This window comes from Vibrio chagasii, from assembly GCA_041879415.1.
Lineage (GTDB): Bacteria > Pseudomonadota > Gammaproteobacteria > Enterobacterales > Vibrionaceae > Vibrio.
On record CP090851.1, the window covers coordinates 2,225,792 to 2,245,008 of the forward strand.

13 protein-coding genes are annotated in these 19,217 nt (G+C 45.6%); 6 read left to right on the plus strand and 7 right to left on the minus strand.

All coding sequences use genetic code 11. The features are described from left to right. Window positions 1-230: 230 nt before the first annotated feature. From L0991_10105 to L0991_10120, 4 genes are all read left to right on the plus strand, one after another. Window positions 231-1,046: an outer membrane protein OmpK gene (locus L0991_10105; protein ID XGB61772.1), complete on the plus strand. Its 816-nt coding sequence runs from the start codon at window positions 231-233 to the stop codon at window positions 1,044-1,046. 110 nt (window positions 1,047-1,156) lie between these two features. Next, window positions 1,157-2,050 carry a 2-dehydropantoate 2-reductase gene (gene panE / locus L0991_10110; protein XGB61773.1) on the plus strand — a complete coding sequence of 298 codons (894 nt, stop codon included), beginning with the start codon at window positions 1,157-1,159 and terminating at the stop codon, window positions 2,048-2,050. Between the two features lie 87 nt (window positions 2,051-2,137). Beyond that, window positions 2,138-3,349, plus strand: a complete 1,212-nt coding sequence (csdA, locus tag L0991_10115) for a cysteine desulfurase CsdA (protein ID XGB61774.1) — start codon at window positions 2,138-2,140, stop codon at window positions 3,347-3,349. Window positions 3,350-3,688: 339 nt separating this feature from the next. Then, complete coding sequence (locus L0991_10120; GenBank protein ID XGB61775.1) at window positions 3,689-4,168, plus strand: porin family protein; 480 nt, start codon at window positions 3,689-3,691, stop codon at window positions 4,166-4,168. Window positions 4,169-4,321: 153 nt separating this feature from the next. Here the strand turns inward: L0991_10120 and csdE are convergent, their stop codons facing one another. The 4 genes from csdE to L0991_10140 form a co-directional block, all read right to left on the minus strand. Further along, window positions 4,322-4,750 carry a cysteine desulfurase sulfur acceptor subunit CsdE gene (gene csdE, locus L0991_10125; protein ID XGB61776.1) on the minus strand — a complete coding sequence of 143 codons (429 nt, stop codon included), beginning with the start codon at window positions 4,748-4,750 and terminating at the stop codon, window positions 4,322-4,324. A 41-nt stretch (window positions 4,751-4,791) separates the two neighbouring features. Continuing rightward, window positions 4,792-5,601, minus strand: coding sequence for a tRNA cyclic N6-threonylcarbamoyladenosine(37) synthase TcdA (gene tcdA, locus L0991_10130; GenBank protein ID XGB61777.1), 810 nt, complete (start codon window positions 5,599-5,601; stop codon window positions 4,792-4,794). A 113-nt stretch (window positions 5,602-5,714) separates the two neighbouring features. Continuing rightward, window positions 5,715-6,827, minus strand: a complete 1,113-nt coding sequence (mltA, locus tag L0991_10135) for a murein transglycosylase A (protein ID XGB61778.1) — start codon at window positions 6,825-6,827, stop codon at window positions 5,715-5,717. Between the two features lie 81 nt (window positions 6,828-6,908). Continuing rightward, a complete protein-coding gene (locus L0991_10140) occupies window positions 6,909-7,382 on the minus strand; it encodes a DUF2850 domain-containing protein (GenBank protein ID XGB63882.1) in 474 nt (157 codons plus the stop codon). Between the two features lie 161 nt (window positions 7,383-7,543). On the opposite strand from L0991_10140, the gene argA reads away from it, so the two are divergent. After that, window positions 7,544-8,881: an amino-acid N-acetyltransferase gene (gene argA / locus L0991_10145; protein XGB61779.1), complete on the plus strand. Its 1,338-nt coding sequence runs from the start codon at window positions 7,544-7,546 to the stop codon at window positions 8,879-8,881. Window positions 8,882-9,174: 293 nt separating this feature from the next. Then, complete coding sequence (locus L0991_10150) at window positions 9,175-9,366, plus strand: hypothetical protein (protein XGB61780.1); 192 nt, start codon at window positions 9,175-9,177, stop codon at window positions 9,364-9,366. A gap of 52 nt (window positions 9,367-9,418) precedes the next feature. On the opposite strand, the gene recD is transcribed toward L0991_10150, so the two are convergent. From recD to recC, 3 genes are all read right to left on the minus strand, one after another. After that, on the minus strand, window positions 9,419-11,629 hold the full coding sequence (recD, locus tag L0991_10155; protein ID XGB61781.1) for an exodeoxyribonuclease V subunit alpha: 2,211 nt from the start codon (window positions 11,627-11,629) through the stop codon (window positions 9,419-9,421). Beyond that, a complete protein-coding gene (gene recB, locus L0991_10160) occupies window positions 11,629-15,303 on the minus strand; it encodes an exodeoxyribonuclease V subunit beta (GenBank protein ID XGB61782.1) in 3,675 nt (1,224 codons plus the stop codon). Before recB ends, recD begins: the two co-directional genes overlap by 1 nt. Window positions 15,304-15,696: 393 nt before the next feature. After that, a complete protein-coding gene (recC, locus tag L0991_10165; GenBank protein ID XGB63883.1) occupies window positions 15,697-19,173 on the minus strand; it encodes an exodeoxyribonuclease V subunit gamma in 3,477 nt (1,158 codons plus the stop codon). Between the last annotated feature and the right edge of the window lie 44 nt (window positions 19,174-19,217).

Sequence of the window (19,217 nt, forward strand, 5' to 3'; positions counted from 1 at the left end):
AAATAATCAGATTTCACAAAATCAATAGAATTAGAGGTGCATCAGGATGCATCCCCACCTTAAAGTTCCATCATTTAGATCATTAGTGTGATCGACCTCACCCTAATAATTGCAATTTTCACTCTGTCTCACTTTTATTTGAGAACAAAATCGCTATGATGCTCGCCATTCGGACATATAAACACGCACGGATTAGCGGGTTACTTATTTCAAACATAGAGAGTTCCATTATGCGTAAATCACTTTTAACTCTTGGCCTACTTGCAGCGACTTCTGCTCCAGTAATGGCAGCAGATTATTCTGACGGCGACATCCACAAAAACGATTACAAGTGGATGCAGTTCAACATTATGGGCGCAATCAATGAGAAAGGTCCTTACGAATCTACTCACGATTACCTAGAGATGGAATTTGGCGGTCGCTCTGGAATTTTCGACCTATACGGCTATGTTGATGTATTTAACCTAACATCAGACTCTAGCAGCGATAAAGCAGACAAAGATGGCAAAATCTTCATGAAGTTTGCTCCTCGTATGTCTCTTGACGGTCTAACAGGTAAAGATCTATCTTTCGGTCCTGTTGAAGAGCTATACCTTTCAACTCTTTTCGAGTGGGATGGTAACAACGGCGGTGTTAACACTCAAAAAGTTGGTCTTGGTTCTGACGTGATGGTTCCATGGTTCGGTAAAATGGGTCTAAACCTTTACGGTACATACGATTCAAACCAAAAAGATTGGAATGGTTTCCAAATCTCGACTAACTGGTTCAAGCCATTCTACTTCTTCGAGAACGGCTCATTCATCTCTTACCAAGGTTACATTGATTACCAATTCGGTATGAAAGATGAGTACGCTCAAGTAAGCAACGGCGGCGCGATGTTTAACGGTATCTACTGGCACTCAGATCGCTTTGCAGTTGGTTACGGCCTGAAACTATACAGCGATGTATACGGCTTCAAAGATGGTGCAAACCTACCTTGGGATGCAACTTCACAAGCTGAATCTTCTGGCGTAGGTCACTACGTTGCAGTAACTTACAAGTTCTAATCGAACTTCTAAGAAAGTTTCCTAAATGGCACCCTCGGGTGCCATTTTTTATTGCTTTCATTTAATGCCTCGCTATCCTTGCAGCATCACTTTCTTATCTCGGTATTGCTGTGAACATCACTATTGTTGGTCCCGGAGCGATTGGCGCTTTATGGGCAATAAAACTGCTTCAAGCTGGTCATAATGTGTCTTTGTGGAGTCGTTCTTCTGAACCTTCTGTTGATCTATCTCTTGACGAACAAGCTTCGATTTCCTTCAGCAATAACGACAAAGACAAGCTTTCAGAAAGCGATTTGGTGCTCTTCACTGTAAAAGCTTGGCAAGTCGAAGATGCTATCACACCACTGCTTCAACATATCGACTCCGATACGATCCTAATGTTCATGCACAACGGCATGGGCGCTGTCGATGCCATAGCCGATCAAATCAATACTCATCCAGTTATATTAGCGACCACCACTCAAGCTGCATTCAAACCCGATCGCAATCATGTGATTCACACTGGTGCTGGTCAAACTCAGTTAGGGGCTTTTGATCAAGCTGGGGAAAAATGCGCCTTCTTAGTCGATGTCCTTAATCACGCATTACCTAACGTCACCTGGAACCCAGCAATAAATACCGCTTTGTGGACCAAACTCGCGATCAATTGTGCAATCAACCCGCTAACTGGCCTTGAGCAAATCAAGAATGGGGAGCTGTCCGAACCACGCTTTGGTAATACTCTAACCGCAATCATTGAAGAGCTGACGCAAGTTATGCAGGCAGAGGGCATTAGTTGCTCGTTCGACGAATTGGAAACTAACGTCAACAAAGTTATTCAAGCGACGGCAAAGAATAACTCCTCTATGAAACAAGACATGTTCTATCAAAGAAGAACCGAGATCGATTTCATTACTGGCTTTCTATTAAAGACAGCACATAGGCATCAAATCGACGTTCCCGTTAACCAAACACTCTTCACACAAGTCAAAGAACAAGAAAGTAGCTGGAAAAAACAAGATTAGCCTGCGCCAATCAATAAGTCGCGATAAAATAATGATACCGCTCAGCATAACGCTGGCACCAATTTCCCAAGATTTAGGTAAGAATAGATGCTTGATATCAATCACATCCGAGAGCAGTTCCCTGCGCTATCACAAACCATCAATCAGCAACCACTGATTTACTTAGATAGCGCGGCAACCACACAAAAACCTCAGGTAGTTATTGATGCCATTAGCCAGTATTACTCCAAGCAGAATGCCAATGTTCATCGTGGTAGTCACAGCTTAACCGCGCACGCCACCAGCCAATTTGAAGCCGCTAGAGACAAGGTCGCTCAGTTTATTGGCGCTACCTCATCGAAAGAGATTATCTGGACTCGCGGTGCCACCGAAGCACTCAACCTTATCGCTCAAACTTACGCTAGAAGCACCCTTCAACCAGGCGATGAAATTCTGGTAAGCGAAATGGAGCACCACGCCAACATCGTCCCTTGGCAAATCGTGGCAGAACAAACCGGTGCTAAGGTCATCAAAATCCCGATGACACCTGACTGTGAGTTTGATCTTGCCGCTTTTGATGCTGTGTTGACTGAACGAACCAAGATTGTCGCTCTGGCTCAGATAACCAATGTGACGGGTTCTCGCCAGCCGATTGAGCAAGTTATCGAAAAAGCACATGAGATGAACGCCGTTGTTGTCGTCGATGGCGCACAAGGTATCGTTCATGAACCTGTGGATGTTGCCACTTTGGGCGCAGACTTCTACGTATTCTCAGGGCACAAACTCTATGCCCCAGCAGGGATTGGCGTACTTTACGGCAAACTGGAATTGCTTGAAGCGATGCCGCCATGGCATGGCGGTGGCAAAATGGTCGAACGCGTCTCTTTTTCTGGCACCACGTTTTCAGAATTGCCTGGTAAGTTCGAAGCAGGCACACCAAACGTAGCAGGTGCTATCGCTTTAAGTTCAGCAATCGAGTGGTTACATCAGTTTGAACAACAAGACGTGGAAGATCATATCCACCAGCTACAACACAAAACTTATCAAGCACTCAGTCAATTGGACGACATCCAAATACTCGGTTATAAGCCCAATTCGAGCGTTATTACTTTTGTGATGGATGGCGTTCACCATCAAGATATTGCGACGTTACTCGACCAACAAGGTATTGCCGTCCGTGCGGGTCACCACTGTGCACACCCATTAATGGATGCACTCAAGGTAAAAGGAACCGTGCGAGTTTCATTTGGTATATACAACAACATGGATGATGTAGACAAACTGATCGCAGCGATAGAAAAAGCTGTCGATATGCTCTAAAACCCCACCAAAGATCTTAATGTCTGGTTCAATGGCCTCGAACCAGACTTCCCCTCCTCAAAAATAGTTCCTTTTTTAGCATTAAATTAGAAACAAATAACCCATTGATAAGTAGTAATTTTATATTTTCTTTATATGTCACTTATCTGCTTTTATTGATTTCTAAGACTTCATTGATGCGTCATTTCTGAAAAAAACGACAATGCACCCCGTTCTCGTTTAATCACCGATACCACGTTAAAGATCGTGACTGAATAGCGAGAATCACCATTTATCAAGGGTGACCTGAAGCTGAAGGAATAGCACTTTACACATTAATTTTTAGATAGAGACAACACAATGAAACATAAAACAATCGTTCTTCCTCTAGTAATGCTAACTGCCGCTCAACAAGCTTCAGCTGACCCATACATTGGTGCAAGCTACTTATACTCAGAGTATCAAGTAGAGAGTGAAAATGTGGACATGACCGATCAAAATAGCGGTTACAACTTATACTTGGGTTACGCATTTAATGACCTGCTTTCTATCGAAGCTGGTTACGCAGATTTTGTTGATACGAACAAAGACTTCGAGCACCTATACTCAAACGCATGGTTAACAAGTGCAAAAGTTTCTTTGCCAATCACAATCTTTGATATTTATGGCCGTGCTGGTATCGGTCACTTTGAAAGTAACCTAGGTGACAGCAACGATGTTTACTACGGTGTGGGTGCTGGTGTGAAGATTGGTCCTGCTCGTGTTGCTCTTGAATACACAATGTACGAAGCAAAACTTATCGAGAACGGTTACGCAATTAGCGCTGAATTCCACTTCTAATTCTTCTCTCGACGTATTCAGTTATCCGTTAAAACGAAAAACGGTGCCATTGGGCACCGTTTCTTTTTAATACTGTCGCTTGCTTATCTGTACTAAGAAGTTGTTAAACGAACAAGCTCTCAAACAGAAAGGCGTTCTAAAACAAATAGACGCTTAAGCGGAGAGATTCTTGATCTGCTCAACAATCGCTTTAAGTCCGTTTCCTCTTGAAGGGCTCAAATGCGTAATCAAGCCAATCTCGTCGAAATAGCCATCGATATCAAACGCTTGAACTTGCTCTGATGTTTTACCGTCATATGCCGCCATTACTAACGCAATAAGTCCGCGTACAATACGTGCGTCTGAATCGGCACAAAAGTACCAAACACCGTCGATATTCTGCGAAACTAACCACACCTGACTCTCACAACCAGATACCACTACCTGCTCACTTTTCAGCTCATCAGGCATTACTGGCAGTTTCTTACCCCATTGAATTACTTGACGGTAACGGTCTTCCCAACCGTTGAAAGCCTGCATTTTTGCGACAATATCATCACTAGTAATTTCGTTGCCAAATGGAGAGCTCGGGAATGACATCATTTTTATATCCAGTAAATTCTTATTAGGCGTACAGTAACGTATTACTTACTGTGCTTTTGAATGATCTTTTCTACAATACGCGAAACAGCAACAAACCCAAAAGTCGCAGTTACTACAGTTGCAGCACCAAAACCGGTCGCGCAATCCATACGTTTAGGACCTTCCGCTGTCGCTTTCACAGCACATACACTGCCATCCGCTTGAGGGTATTTAAGTTGCTCGGTCGAGAACACACAATCGATGCCAAACTTACGCGCAGGATTCTTAGGGAAGTTATGATGACGACGCAGCGTATCTTTCAGTTTCTTCGCCAGTGGATCTTGAATCGTTTTAGTCAGATCCGCCACTTTAATTTGCGTTGGGTCGATTTGACCACCTGCACCACCAGTGGTGATTACCTTAATTTTGTTACTGCGGCAATACGCCAATAGCGAAGCCTTAGCCTTCATGCTATCGATCGCATCCAGCACAAAATCGAACTCTTTCGACAGGTATTCAGCCTGGTTGTCAGGACCGATGAAATCGTCAATCAGGTTAACTTTACACTCAGGATTAATCAGCTTAACGCGCTCGGCCATCACTTCTATTTTGCTCTTACCTACCGTGCCCGACATTGCATGAATCTGACGGTTGATGTTCGTAACACACACATCATCCATATCGATCAATGTCAGCTCACCCACGCCAGTACGCGCAAGCGCTTCAACCGCCCATGAACCAACGCCACCAATACCGATCACACACACATGTGCCGCTCTAAGTATGTCGACTTCACTATTACCATACAGACGACGAGTGCCACCGAATCGTTGGTCATAGTTTTCTGAAGCTGGAGTGGTCAATTCACGCATTGTTGCCGCCAATTTATTTCTGAGAAAAAGAAAAGAGTGCGTTTTATACGCACTCTTGAATAAAAAGTCTAGGGGATTAGCGATTCGCTTTCAATGCCCTATTTTATTGTCGTTTACTCGACCTTTTCAGGCGGTAAAGCCCAAGGCGCTTCAGTCGCGCTACCATCTAAGCCCAATTTCCACACTCGGCCAAAATGCTTGTAGTGACCGGCTTCAGTACCTGCACGTGGCCCCATACCATGGTAAAGATCCAAGTGGTTCTGCTTAACCGCGCCGCCCGTATCTAAAACCAGTAACAGTCTTAGTTGGTGTGCTCCGCTCCAAGTGCCATCGGCATTTAGTAGCGGTACTTCTGCAAGAATCGGCGTTCCCATTGGCAAGATAGAGCGATCACCGGCGACTGCAGCCATTGGTAATAGAGGGATACCTGCGCTGCCCATTACCGATAGGTCATCCCTTGCTTCAAAGAAAACGAAAGATGGGTTTTGTTCTAACAGCTCTTTAACGACTTCAGGGTCATTCGCCAACACCCACTCTTTGATCGCTTTCAACGACATCTTTTCCCGGGGAACTAAGTCTCGTTCGATCAACACACGACCAATGCTCACGTACGCTTTGTTGTTTTTTCCTGCGTACGCAAAATACTGCAAGGTATCGTCATCACCAAAGTGCACGAAACCGCTGCCTTGTACTTCCATCATAAACGGGTCGATACGGTTAGCAGCGTAGCCAAGTTCAAGTCCTTGACCCTCTAAGGCACCATTGTAGATCTCTTCACGGGTTGGACACTCTTTATCGCAATCTGGCAGTCCATACACCGGGTAACGGTACTCTTCATTCGCTTCATGGCGCAGTTCCATTACTGGAGAGAAATAGCCTGTGAAAAGCACATTACCTTGCTTATCTCCGCCACCAAGTTGAGCCGTTTGAACACCAAAGTTTGCGAGTTCACTTGGGTCACCACTTAGCATCGCCCACTCATTAAGTTGCTTGTATAGCGGCTCGTAGATTTTCGCCATCGATGGTGATCGAGACACAACCATCTCAGCTTGTTCAGCAAATGCCGTGTAATCTCTTGGTTTATTAGACTCCACTACATCGACCTTATTTAAGGTGCGAGGAAATTCATCATCAAGGTGTTGTTGAGCGAGATCGGTGGGTTGAGCACAGCCAAATAAAACAGTGGCAGCGACAAGGGGAAGCCATTTTTTAATCACAAGAGTCATCCTAAAAATTCTATGCATCGAGGATGACAAAAACGATCAGATAACACAATCTTCGTTTGTAAGAGTTTACAAGAAGATAACCTATCGGACGGAGTTATCAGTGTGGCCTTTTAAACGAAAGACGGGATTGTAATGACTCTCTGAATCCAGCGTCATTTCTGTGTTGTCAGAATTGCTCATTCGGAAGCGGTACGTCTTATCTCCCGCTTTATACTCGAAGTAGTTGCCGTCAAATTCAAAACTGGTCGCGATAATCGAACCAGCGACAGACACTCCATTGGCATTCAACACAAACTCATCCGTTGCATAATGAGCTACATCTTGCTCAATCCAAGTGCCATACAGCAAATGATTTGGCGTTGCAGCCTGCTGCAAACGAGTGATGACATCACCATAAAGCGATACGACAGCAAACGAACCGACGAGAGCCAGCACCATCAGGCAACGCTCTATGATCTTGCGCTTCAATGGAGATTGATTGCGCTGCTCAGCCTCACTGTAGAGGCCTTTAGTAATCTCATCGATTTTATTCTTTTGTGCTGAAGCTTGTGGCATTCGGTTACTACTCATGAAGATGCTGTGCGCATTCTACACTGAGACACTTTATATAATGAAGTCTAGATGAGAATTGTTTGCGCTTTATTCCAAAAAGATGTTGTTTAAATTTGAATTAAAATGCTAAATTATCGAATAAATAAACAAATCGGACTTGTTCTGTGAAACTAAGAAGTACAGCGCTAGTAAAAGGATTTAGACAATCAACCCCCTATGTTAATGCACACCGTGGCAAAACCATGGTCATAATGTTGGGAGGCGAAGCCGTTGCCGATAAGAACTTTGGTAACATAATTAGTGACATCGCTCTGCTCCACAGCCTTGGGGTAAAGATTGTTCTCGTTCACGGTGCAAGACCACAGATCAACCAATTGCTAGCAAAGCAAGATTGCCACACACCCTATCATAAGAACATTAGAGTCACCGATGAATACGCTCTAGGTGTGGCTATGCAGGCTGCTGGACAGCTTCAACTTGCCATCACCGCTCGCCTTTCAATGAGCTTAAACAACACGCCAATGGCAGGCACTCAACTTAACGTGATGAGCGGCAACTTCATTACAGCACAGCCACTGGGTGTGGATGATGGCACCGACTATTGCCATAGCGGACGTATTCGTCGAATCGATATCGAAGGGATTAATCGCACCCTCGACCAAGGTTCTATCGTGTTACTTGGCCCTATTGCGAGCTCCGTTACTGGCGAAAGCTTTAACCTACTCTCTGAAGAGGTCGCAACCCAGGTAGCAATTCGTTTAAAAGCCGACAAACTTATTGGCTTTTGCTCTGAGCAAGGGGTAACAGATCAAAACGGCAATGTACTCGCCGAGCTGTTTCCTAAAGATGCTAAACAGATTCTTGAACGCTTAACTGAAGTTCAGAATCCAGTTGAAGACATGAGCACCGGGACCATGCGCTTCCTAAAAGGAGCAATTTCCGCTTGTCGTGCAGGCGTACCTCGTTGCCACTTAATCAGCTACAAAGTGGATGGCGCCCTGATCCAAGAGCTGTTCTCTTTCGATGGTATTGGAACCCAAGTGGTGATGGCGAGTGCCGAGCAAGTAAGACAAGCTCAGATTGACGACATTGGCGGCATCTTTGACCTTATTCGCCCACTTGAAGAGCAAGGCATCTTAGTACGCCGCTCTAGAGAACAGCTAGAGCAAGAGATCCACCGATTTACCATTATTGAAAAAGATCGGCTGATTATCGGTTGCGCTGCCCTCTACGCATACCCGGAAGATCATATGGCAGAGATGGCTTGTGTGGCTATCCATCCTGATTATCGTGATGGCAACCGCGGGCAAATATTACTGGATTATATGCGTCATCAATCGAAGTCTCGTGATATCGACCAAATTTTCGTTTTAACCACACACAGCCTGCATTGGTTCCGTGAACAAGGGTTTTACGAGATCGGAGTTGATGAGCTACCGATGGAAAAACAGGGCCTATACAACTATCAACGTAACTCAAAAATCTTAGCATTAAATGTGTAAATAAAATTTTGGACTAAAATCTCACTTCAAAGGAAAAATAATTGCAAATGTAATCGTTTTCTATATGAGATTTATTAGGTATGCACTTTAACTCACAAACAAAATTGTTTAGAATTTGGTCGCTTTAACAAAATAACAAATGTTTTTATTGGAATGACCACCTCAAACGCCCTATGACACAAATCATTTGAGCGAATCGAAGTGGTTACTGCACGGATTGCTATACCCGTTAACGATCAGCAGGCGCTTGATGCTCTGGTCGTTAGTATAAACAGCAAAAAGAGCAACATGATATGAGAACCATTGTTTGTAACTCGCTGCAAAGTTTTTGGGATATGGCTGATAACCAATTCTTAGAAGGGCTAGACGTTCACTGCGTGTTCCCTGTGAGCGAAAATCTAAAAGAGTTTATTTTGAATTGCCAAGCAAAATACAAGATAAACCACATATCGTTTACTCGAGCGTTTTTAGGCAATGATTCCTAGTACGCTCAAAGCAACCAGGGATGGTTGCTTTGTACATATGCCTCAATTATCGCTAGTTGGTTAAGCGACTTCCTAAACCACTCACTCGCTCTGTTTTCACCTTAATCCCACGCTTCAATACATTCGTATCACTGAACATCATCAGTCGTTTCTTCGCACGCGTAATCCCCGTGTAGATAAGCTCTCGAGTCAAGATTGGGCTGAAATCTGGTGGCAGAATCATTAAGGTCAAATCAAATTCACTACCTTGAGATTTATGAATTGTCATCGCATAAGCCGTTTCATGCTCAGGCACTCGACTTGGTAGTACAGCTTTCACACTGCCATCAGGTGATTCAAAATATACCTTCAAACGAGGGGTTGAGTCAGGTTGGCTTGAATCCGATTCAAGCATGCAGATACCAATATCACCATTGTATAACCCCAAGCCATGATCGTTACGCGTTACCATCACTGGTCGCCCGTGATACCACAATTCATCATTATGTGGATTCACTAAACGCCTTGCGGCAAGTGCTCTTTCTATTCTGTGGTTGAGGCCATTAACACCAAAATCGCCTTCACGAATAGAGCACAACAGTCGACATTGGCTGAACAAATCGAGTACCGATTTGGCTCTCGCTTCTTGGGTTTCTAGCTCGTCCAATGGCACATTCATTCGATTGAGATACGCACCATACTCATTAACCAAGGTACGCAGCATCAAGTTATAGCTGTCGCTCGATAGAGGATGATTTTCGATATCGCCAAAACCTTTGGCAAACACTTGGTCTACTTGATTCGCAGAGCCGTTATTGATTGCTTTTGCCAGCTGACCAATACCAGAACGGGCATCGAAACGGTAACTCTTTTGCAGCATACATAGGCTGTCTGCAATGGCCGGAGGATTAACGACTCCCGCTTTTGCCTGCTGTGTATGGGCTATCGCATCAAAACCGGTCATCTCCGCAATCAAGTTGCCTTGTGCACTGCTATAACCTGCTGAATTGAATGAGCAGATATCACCTAACACTGCGCCGGCTTCAACGGAAGCCAGTTGGTCTTTATCTCCCAATAAGATAAGCCTTGCGTGTGCAGGAAGTGCATCCACTAGCTTATACATCATCGACAGATCAACCATCGACGCTTCATCCACCACCAAGATATCCAGGTGAAGTGGATTACGTCGGTTGTGTCTAAACTCTGCACGGTTGGGAATCGCACCGAGCAATCTATGTAAAGTGCTTGATTCGGTTGGTATGTTGGCTTTTACTGCAGGCGCTAAAGGCTGTTGCTCAATCGCTTTACCAATCGACTCAGTTAAACGTGCCGCCGCTTTACCCGTTGGTGCCACTAGCTTAATCGTTGGTGTTTTACCTTGGCTTAATGATTGCTCGACCATCGCCGACAGTAATTTGGTTACCGTTGTCGTCTTACCGGTACCCGGCCCACCAGAGATCACCGCAAAGCGACGGCTCAGCGCCACCGCTGCCGCCACTTTTTGCCAGTTCAAACATGCCGATAGCGGTACCAAACCGTCTAGAACATCTAAGTCCGTTACCTGCTTAGCTTGAACGATCGCTTGGTCTATTGCCCCCCAATTCAGAGATTGCTCATCGACAATATCAAGATGATCACACACTAGCTGTTGGCGCTGTACCTGAGACGTCTGCTGATTTGCTTCAGCCTTGGCTAAGGCGTTAAACAGAAAATGATAACTACGTGCAAAGAGCTGATTAAGTGTTTCCGTCAGCGCCTTTTTCTGTTCAATATTGAATTCTACCGGCTTACTTAAACGGTTTAACGTGTCAGCCAACACAACCTCATAGTTCCAGTAACGCTGTAAGTAGACACGCAGTCCATCAAACATCAGAGGCTTAACACAGTCATTGGTTGCGCCAACGAGGTTAGATGATTGCAGAACAGTCACCCAATCAATACCTAACAGCTTTTGATTCAATTGCAGAGCCGTTTCACCGTACAACCCAAGTAACTGGGCTAGATCTGCCGTTTGTTCGTGGCCTGTCGTATGCTGATGTATCAGCTGAGTACAAATGTGTCCTTTGCCTAATTCATGGCTCACTACCCCTGCAAGAAAGCCGATCTCTTGAGAGTAACTCGTAGCTTGCTGAGCAATAAAACGAGCAAATTGATAATCCAACTGACGAATAGAACCCTTATCCGCAAGAAACTTGAGTACATCTATGAGTTGCTCAGGAATAAGTGAAAATGGCTTTGCTGTGTTCGCAGTATCTATGCTGGTATTAGTGGTCGTTGTTGTCATTATAAAAGCCCCATCTGTCCAGTTTCATCGTCATTCAATTGTGCTGAACGTCTGTCTATCACTTTACCGTCAATCAATTGATCCATTTCATCAAGTAAAGCCAGTGTTGGTTTCGCTGAGAAAATACCTTGTTGAGATTGGCCATCCATTCCACGTAGGAACAAGTAGTACACGCCGCCAAAATGTTGCTCGTAGATGTAATTGGCAACACGACTACGTAAGAAACGGTGCAACGCCAATGCATAGATTTGGTATTGCAAATCATAGCGGTGGTCGGCCATCGCCGATTTCAATGCTTCACCATGGTAGACGGCAACATCATCTCCTAAGTGATTCGATTTCCAGTCGAGTACATAGTATTTACCTTGATGCTCGAACACCAAATCGATGAAACCTTTCAGCATGCCTTGCACGGTTTGGAAACCTAGGTCGCCCGCTTTCGCCGATAACGGATCATGATATTGAATGGTTTGATTCAATTCAGATGCAGCCAACACTTCGATTGGCAGTAAGAACTCCATCTCAACTAAACGTTGTGTCGAATCTTTCTCGCTTAGCTTTAGGCTTTTACCATCCAACGCGGTGTTCAGCACCGTATCGACCAGTTGCTGAAGCACAGGTAGCCACTCTAATTCGTATTGCTCTGACTCTAATAAGTGAGTGATTACTTGCGTGTTGTGTTCGCTAGTTGCTGGCTCGGTAAACTCAACCTCCTCAAACAATGTGTGCAAGAAAGTGCCTGGGCGAGCACCACGAGGGAACGTAAAGATAGAGCGTTCAGGTTCAATCAACTCAGATTCATCTTGCTCATCAGCCGAGTCAATATCAAAGCCAGACACCTCAATGGTCGCGTCATGACTCGCACCGTGACTGCCTTGCTTTACAAGCCCCGAGTAACTAGTGATACGCCAAGCCCTGTCGATTGAAGCCTTTAGCTCGTTAGCATGTAAGTCTTCACTCACTTGCTCTGTTTGCACAAACACTTGCTCATGCGCGGTTGGTGTTTCGGCTAACAACACACTGGAGTTCTTGCCCTCAATGGTTGCAAGAGCCTGATGCAATTCGGCAATACCCTGCTCTTGTCCGTTTTGAACCAAATAACCCATCGCACTTAAATGAACACCGGTCGGCTCTTTAGTTGAACGCCCTTTACGCAGTGGCGCCATACCCATGAAACAGCCATAAACGGCACGAGTCAGCGCTACATAAATCAAACGCAAGTCTTCCGCGAGTCGCTCTTTATCCGCTTGGGCTAAGGCACTGTCACTACCTGTAATATCCAGCACTGTAGTATCTGAATCATGGTCGTAGAATTTGCCTTCGCTCGCTTCTCGGTAACTCGCCACAAATGGCAGGAATACTAAGTCATATTCCAAACCTTTCGACTTATGAATGGTAACGATTTGAACCAAGTTTCTCTCCGATTCAAGACGCTGAATGTCATCTTCACTACCGCCTAAACCATTTTGAGCATCGGAAATCGCTTCTGCCAACCAACGCAACAAGCCGTAGTCGCTGTCGAGCTCTTGTCTTGCCTGCTGTAGTAATTCGCCTATGTGCATCAAATCAGTAAGTGAGCGCTCACCATTTTCTTCTTCCAGTAAGCGTTCCGCGAGATGTCGTTTGCTGATCACACTGCGCAGCATTGGTAGCACACCACGTTGTAGCCACAACTTACGATACTCACGAAACTCGTTAACGACGTTTTCCCACACAACCTCATCGTTATTGAGCTCATCCAATGAAGCCGCATCCAGAGCAAACAACTCGGAGGCTAGACTCGCGCGCAATGCACGGTCGTTTTCGGGCGTCAGCACCGCTTGCAACAAGCGTTGAATATCTTGCGCAACCAAGCTGGTAAACACACTGTCTCGGTTCGACAAATACACACTCGCAATGCCTTGTTCAGACAGCGCATTTTTGATCAGACGACCTTCACTGCCGGTTCGAACCAAGACAGCAATATCACCCGCATTCACGGCATGTTGTTTTTTGCCGTTATCAAAATAGGCTTGCTGGTTTTGAGAAGCGGTCAGAATGGTTTGAATTTGACTCGCCGTCGCCTCAGCCATTGCCTTGTGATATTCGCCTTTTGGCAACGGCTTGTCTTCAGCCTCTTGTAACCAAAAGGTGAGTGCGTGCTGAGTTTCTCCGTTCATCACCCATTGGCGCTTATCAGCCGATGGACTGGCAGCAACAGGCAAAAATGGAATGTCTTGGTCATAGATAAACGGGCTGTCCGAATTCATAAACACTTGGTTTACTGCGCTGACCATATCAGCACTTGAACGCCAGTTAGTGCCTAAGGTGTAGTGTGCACTAACTTGGTTTCTCGCCTTAATATAAGTAAAGATATCTGCGCCACGGAAGCCATAAATAGCCTGCTTCGGGTCACCGATCATAAACAAACCGCACTGCGGATTATCGAGATAGATTCGGCTAAAAATACTGTATTGCAGTGGATCGGTATCTTGGAATTCATCGATCATCGCAACCGGGTAGAGTGTGCGAATTCTTTCCACCAGCAAAGATTGTTCATCGACATCAATCGACGCGGATAACTGAGTCAACAAGTCATCAAACGACAACCACTGCTTCTGCTGTTTTGCCTTGGCTAACATAGTTCGACAGTGAGTAATCGCATGCGCCAATAACGGGGCTTTCAAGTCGGCAGGGTTATTTAAGAAATCCTCAATCGCTTCGAAAACAGCGTGCTGAGGCGCGGTGCCTTTCGGTGTTTTTTCAATTAATGTGGCTTGAGAGAACTTTTCTAACTTGTCTGGATATTGATAATCATGGGTGTCACTTTGCGCCCATGCTGTCACCGCCTCTAGCCATGTCGGCAGAGACTTCTTGGTGTAACTACGCTTGTTCACATCCGAACCAGAGATCAAAGCCAATAAGTCCGCTTCAGACTCACACCACAGCGCTTTAAGCTGCTTCACTTTGTCTAGGTTCTGGTTATGCAGAATTTGCAAATCACCCGACATCGCATCAACTGTCAATTTCAGAGGAGATCCTGTCAGATAACGATTTACGTCTGCTAATAATGCAGCCGGTGAACCCCAGATATTACGAACCTCACCAGCTAGCTGAATAGGCAACGGGTAAAACTGCTTACGCCAATAGTCGGCAACCACTTGCGCTTTGAGATGGCTTTCATCAGTCACAAATTCATTATCAAATCGGCTGCCAGACTCGAAGGCATTTTGAGTCAACATTCGCTGACAGAAGCCATGAATGGTGTAAACCGCAGCTTCATCCATTTGCCTTTCGGCATTGAGCAGTGTTTTCGCAGCGCTAGCGTGATCTTCGATTTCTTGCAGCAAAGGAGCAATCACTGGATCGTCACTTTGCCCGCGAGAAAACGCAATGCGCGCATCATGGATTCGAGCACGGATACGGTCACGTAGCTCTGCGGTTGCTGCTTCGGTAAAAGTCACGACCAGGATTTGATCTACAGTGAGCGGCTCGTGATGTCGGGTAGCTTCTGTAAGCTCACCTTGTGGTGCTGCCGTGCCGTGTCCGAGCAGTAGGCGTAAGTACAAGCCAGCGATGGTAAATGTTTTACCTGTACCCGCCGATGCTTCAATTAAACGCGCACCATGAAGTGGAAACGTCATGGTGTTGAGTGTCTGTGGAGCAATTACCTGAACACTGCTTGTGGTCGTCATGCCTTACTGCCTTCTGATAAATATGTTGTTACAAATGTGACCTAGCGTGGAAAACGTCATTCAATTTACGTCCTACGCTGATTTGTTAATAGTTAGTGCGATCTCTCTCACGGATCAATTCGGATCGCCTCGCTACTATGCGCCCACGAGTTCAGGAGCGCGATTCGAGTTTTATACTCATTGCCTACTTAGAACCACAGAATAATGGTCCCTCTGACCTGTGGCCGTACAGCGAACGCCCTACACTAATAATGATTTACTGGCGGCCACTTTATTTCCTGTACCTTGCTTCTCTTCACCTGGAAACTAAGCATCCCAAATGCTTACTAGCGACTATATTTCGTCTTTCATTAAGTCAGCACATACGCTACTGATCTTGTCGATCACAGCCACTTACTCCTGATCTTCCAGATCGGCAGCAGCCAACCTTGCCGCCTGCAATACAAGCGTTGAATACATACGTGACTCAGCAGCCAGCACATCATCCCACTTAGGCCAAATACGTGAGATGTAGGTATCTCGCCCTTCGCCAGTGAAAGCGAAGCTGTCATTAAAAGTATCGGCCATTTTCTTTAGCGACTTCTCTTCATCATCGACCCATTTACCACGGCTAAAGCCCGCTTCAACGCCTGCCAGGGCGGTTTTCGGGAAGTAAGGCAATGGTGCTGTCATGCCTTGATAGAACAGTCGTACTAACTCAGCCAATAAACCCTTCGCCTGCAGTGCATCGCCGATAGGTTGTAGCGTTTGGTGAACCACGCCCTCTTTTCTGTCATAACCAATTATATGAGTTGTTTTGCCATGCCCCATCACCGCACAACACAAGTGATCAATCCACGCAGCCAAGTAGTCTTGCGAACGAATTTTACCGCTACGGAAGCGTACCAAACCCGATTGATAATTTTGAGTCAGCCAACCCATCAAACGAACCGGTTTACCCTCGCCTAGCACGTCAAATTCAATATTTACCTCGAGATCTTGCTGTGGCTGCCCACTTACAAATCGAATCTCTTTGGCTAAATCTTCCGCTTGAACACGGTTGGTTTCAAACTCGATATCACCAAAAGCACCAACCGGTAAGCGACCTTGTGCCTTTTGTTCAGAAACAAACAAGCGAACCGCTTCATCTGCCCCTTCAGGGTTATCCAACAGAACTTGCAGCAAAGCATCCTTAAGCTGGAAGCTCTCCAATCCATTAAGTACGAACGGCTCATCGTCTTCCATTACCGGAAGTGGTGGCTCGAACACTACCTTTAAGCGACGATTAAAGAAGTATTGCACTGGCAAGCGCCAGAAACGCTGAAGCTCAACCAAATCGAGTTCTAACGGATAAGTAGCACCAAGCAAGTAGTCATCCAACGCGCGATTGAATTCACCACTGCGCTCACCAGAACGGTTTGCCGCAGGAAGCCATTCTTTGGCGTAGCTCAATACATGACTTTCATCACCTTGTGTAAAAGCTGCCGGGCTGAACGGGGTCATGGTGTGCTCAAAGCTGATTGCTTGAGTCAGCTTGATACCAGAATCATCACTTGGTAGCGCTTGATCTTCACTTAGGCAGTAGTTCTGCTGGCAGTACTCAATCAACTCTGAAACCAATACCGACGGTACTCGCTCAGTATTATCTTGAATCGAGCGGCCGACATAACTGATGTACAAACACTCTTGCGCCGACAACATCGCCTCTAAGAATAAATAGCGGCTATCCTCTCTCCTAGATCGATCTCCGGGACGAGCCCTGCCTTCTAACAAATTAAAGCTCTCGACAGGGTTAGAGGGAGGGTAAACACCATCATTCATGCCCAAAAGACAAACGGTTTTGAACGGGATAGAACGCATCGGCATCAGGGTACAGAAGTTCACTTGCCCCGCTAAGAAACGCTGACTGATACGCGCGCCTGAGAGTTTATTATTCAAGTACTGATAGATGATGCTTGGCGATAGCTCTTGTTCGTACAAAGCATCATCAAGCTGTTCATTCAGTTGAGAAAGTGCATCACGAATCGACTTAAGCACCACCTCGCCTTCTAGCTCAACGGCGAAGAAATCATCAATCATTTGCAGCAAGGTTTCACGCCACATATCGATGGATTGCGTCTTAGCAAGACGTTTACGGTAATGGGCAATACGATCAATAAAGTGCGCTAACTTACCAGCAAGTTCGGCGTTGATGCCTTGAACTTCGTTATAAGCTGCAATTGGAGAGTGTTCAGTTTCAAACAAACCTGCGGAATCCGACATCGCGTAGCCCAGTAGCATGCGCTGGATACCAAACAGCCAGGTATTTTGCTCGGTGGCAGGCAAATCAAACTCGGTTGCGGTAGAAGAATCGACACCCCAACGGATACCTGCTTCTTCAACCCACTGCTTAGCTTGCTCAAATTGAAATTCATCAATACCAAAGCGTGCCATCATTGCTGGGATTTCCAGTAGCTCTAACAACTCAGACGCTAAACAACGCGTGTTCGGTAGCGCGACCAGCTGCATGAACGCGGTCAGAATCGGGCTCTCTTGGTCTGCCGTTCTATCCGAGATCGAGTATGGGATATAACGCTCACCCGGAGCATTACCAAATACCGCCTGAATCGCAGGGCTGTAGGCATTGATATCAGCCACCATCACGATGATGTCGCGTGGTTTTAATGTCGGGTCAGCGTCAAACATTGCTAACAGCTGATCATGAAGAACTTCAACTTCACGCATTGGACTGTGACAAGCATGTACTGTCAACGACCGATCGCCTAGCTCAACCACTTGTTTGTGGTTGCTAGAGTCTAAGATGTGATCGTCTTGGTGCTCTTCTAACTCAAGAATATCGGCTTGCAGTTGATGCAGCAGGCTGTCTCTCTCGACATCAATAAAGAATTCATGCTCTTCGCTGTCTGATTGAGACAGCAAGAACAAATTGTCTCTGCCTAGCTTACCCATAGACGCAAGCAAGCTATTACCGACCGCTTGGTTGGTATGCAGCTCATCTTCTACATTGGCTTCAATACCATCTTTCAATGGCGATACTTTACCTTCTAGCTGAGGCAAACCATCAACCAGAGCAAACTGCTTGCGATGCTGCGCTTCAACTCTTGCCAAATATTTACGGTCGCGGATGTCGCCCCAGTAATGTTGGCAAGGGTTAGTAAACATCAGGTGAACATCAATCTGTTCGCCAAGCGCTTTCAAGGCATCCATGTAGCGAGGAGGCAATGACGAAATACCAAACACAAATAGGCGTTTAGGCAAGTGTTGTAGTTGCCCTTGTTGATTAGATAACGCTTCAATGAAGTCGTGATACAAATTACCACGGTGATATTTCGATTGACCTTGAGACAGTGTTTGCTCGTAGAGTGCCTTCCACAAAATTGGCTGCCAAGGGTGCTCTTGTTGCCCTTCACTATCAATCAATTCTGCAACGGGCTCTCCCGCTTCCCACATCGCCATCCACTCAGGGCGATATACCAAGTAGCCATCGAAGATATCGGCAATTTTCTCGGCTAATTGATACAACTTAGAGCCGTCTTCATCATTTTCGAGATAGCGCTGTAGCGGTAAGAAATCAGGGTGGTCAAGTTTCGCGGGCAGCAAACTCATTAGCTTCCACGTCATCGCTTCTTTATTAAAAGCACTACGTTTAGGTACGTCAGGAAGCACTTGGGTGAACATATCCCAAATGAAGGTTGCTGGAAGAGGAAAATCAATATTTGCTGCTACACCAAACTCTTTGGCGAGTTCCATCTTAAGCCATTGAGACATACCTGGGCTCTGAACCAAGATCTGCTCTTTTTCGAAAGGGTTGGCTAAAGGGTCACTTTTGATCAAGTGAACGAGAAGAATTTTTAAAGTATCAACTTTATTTGAATGATAAACAGTAAACAGAGTGCACCCACGCTAATCTTGCCACAATATACTGCCAGATTAGC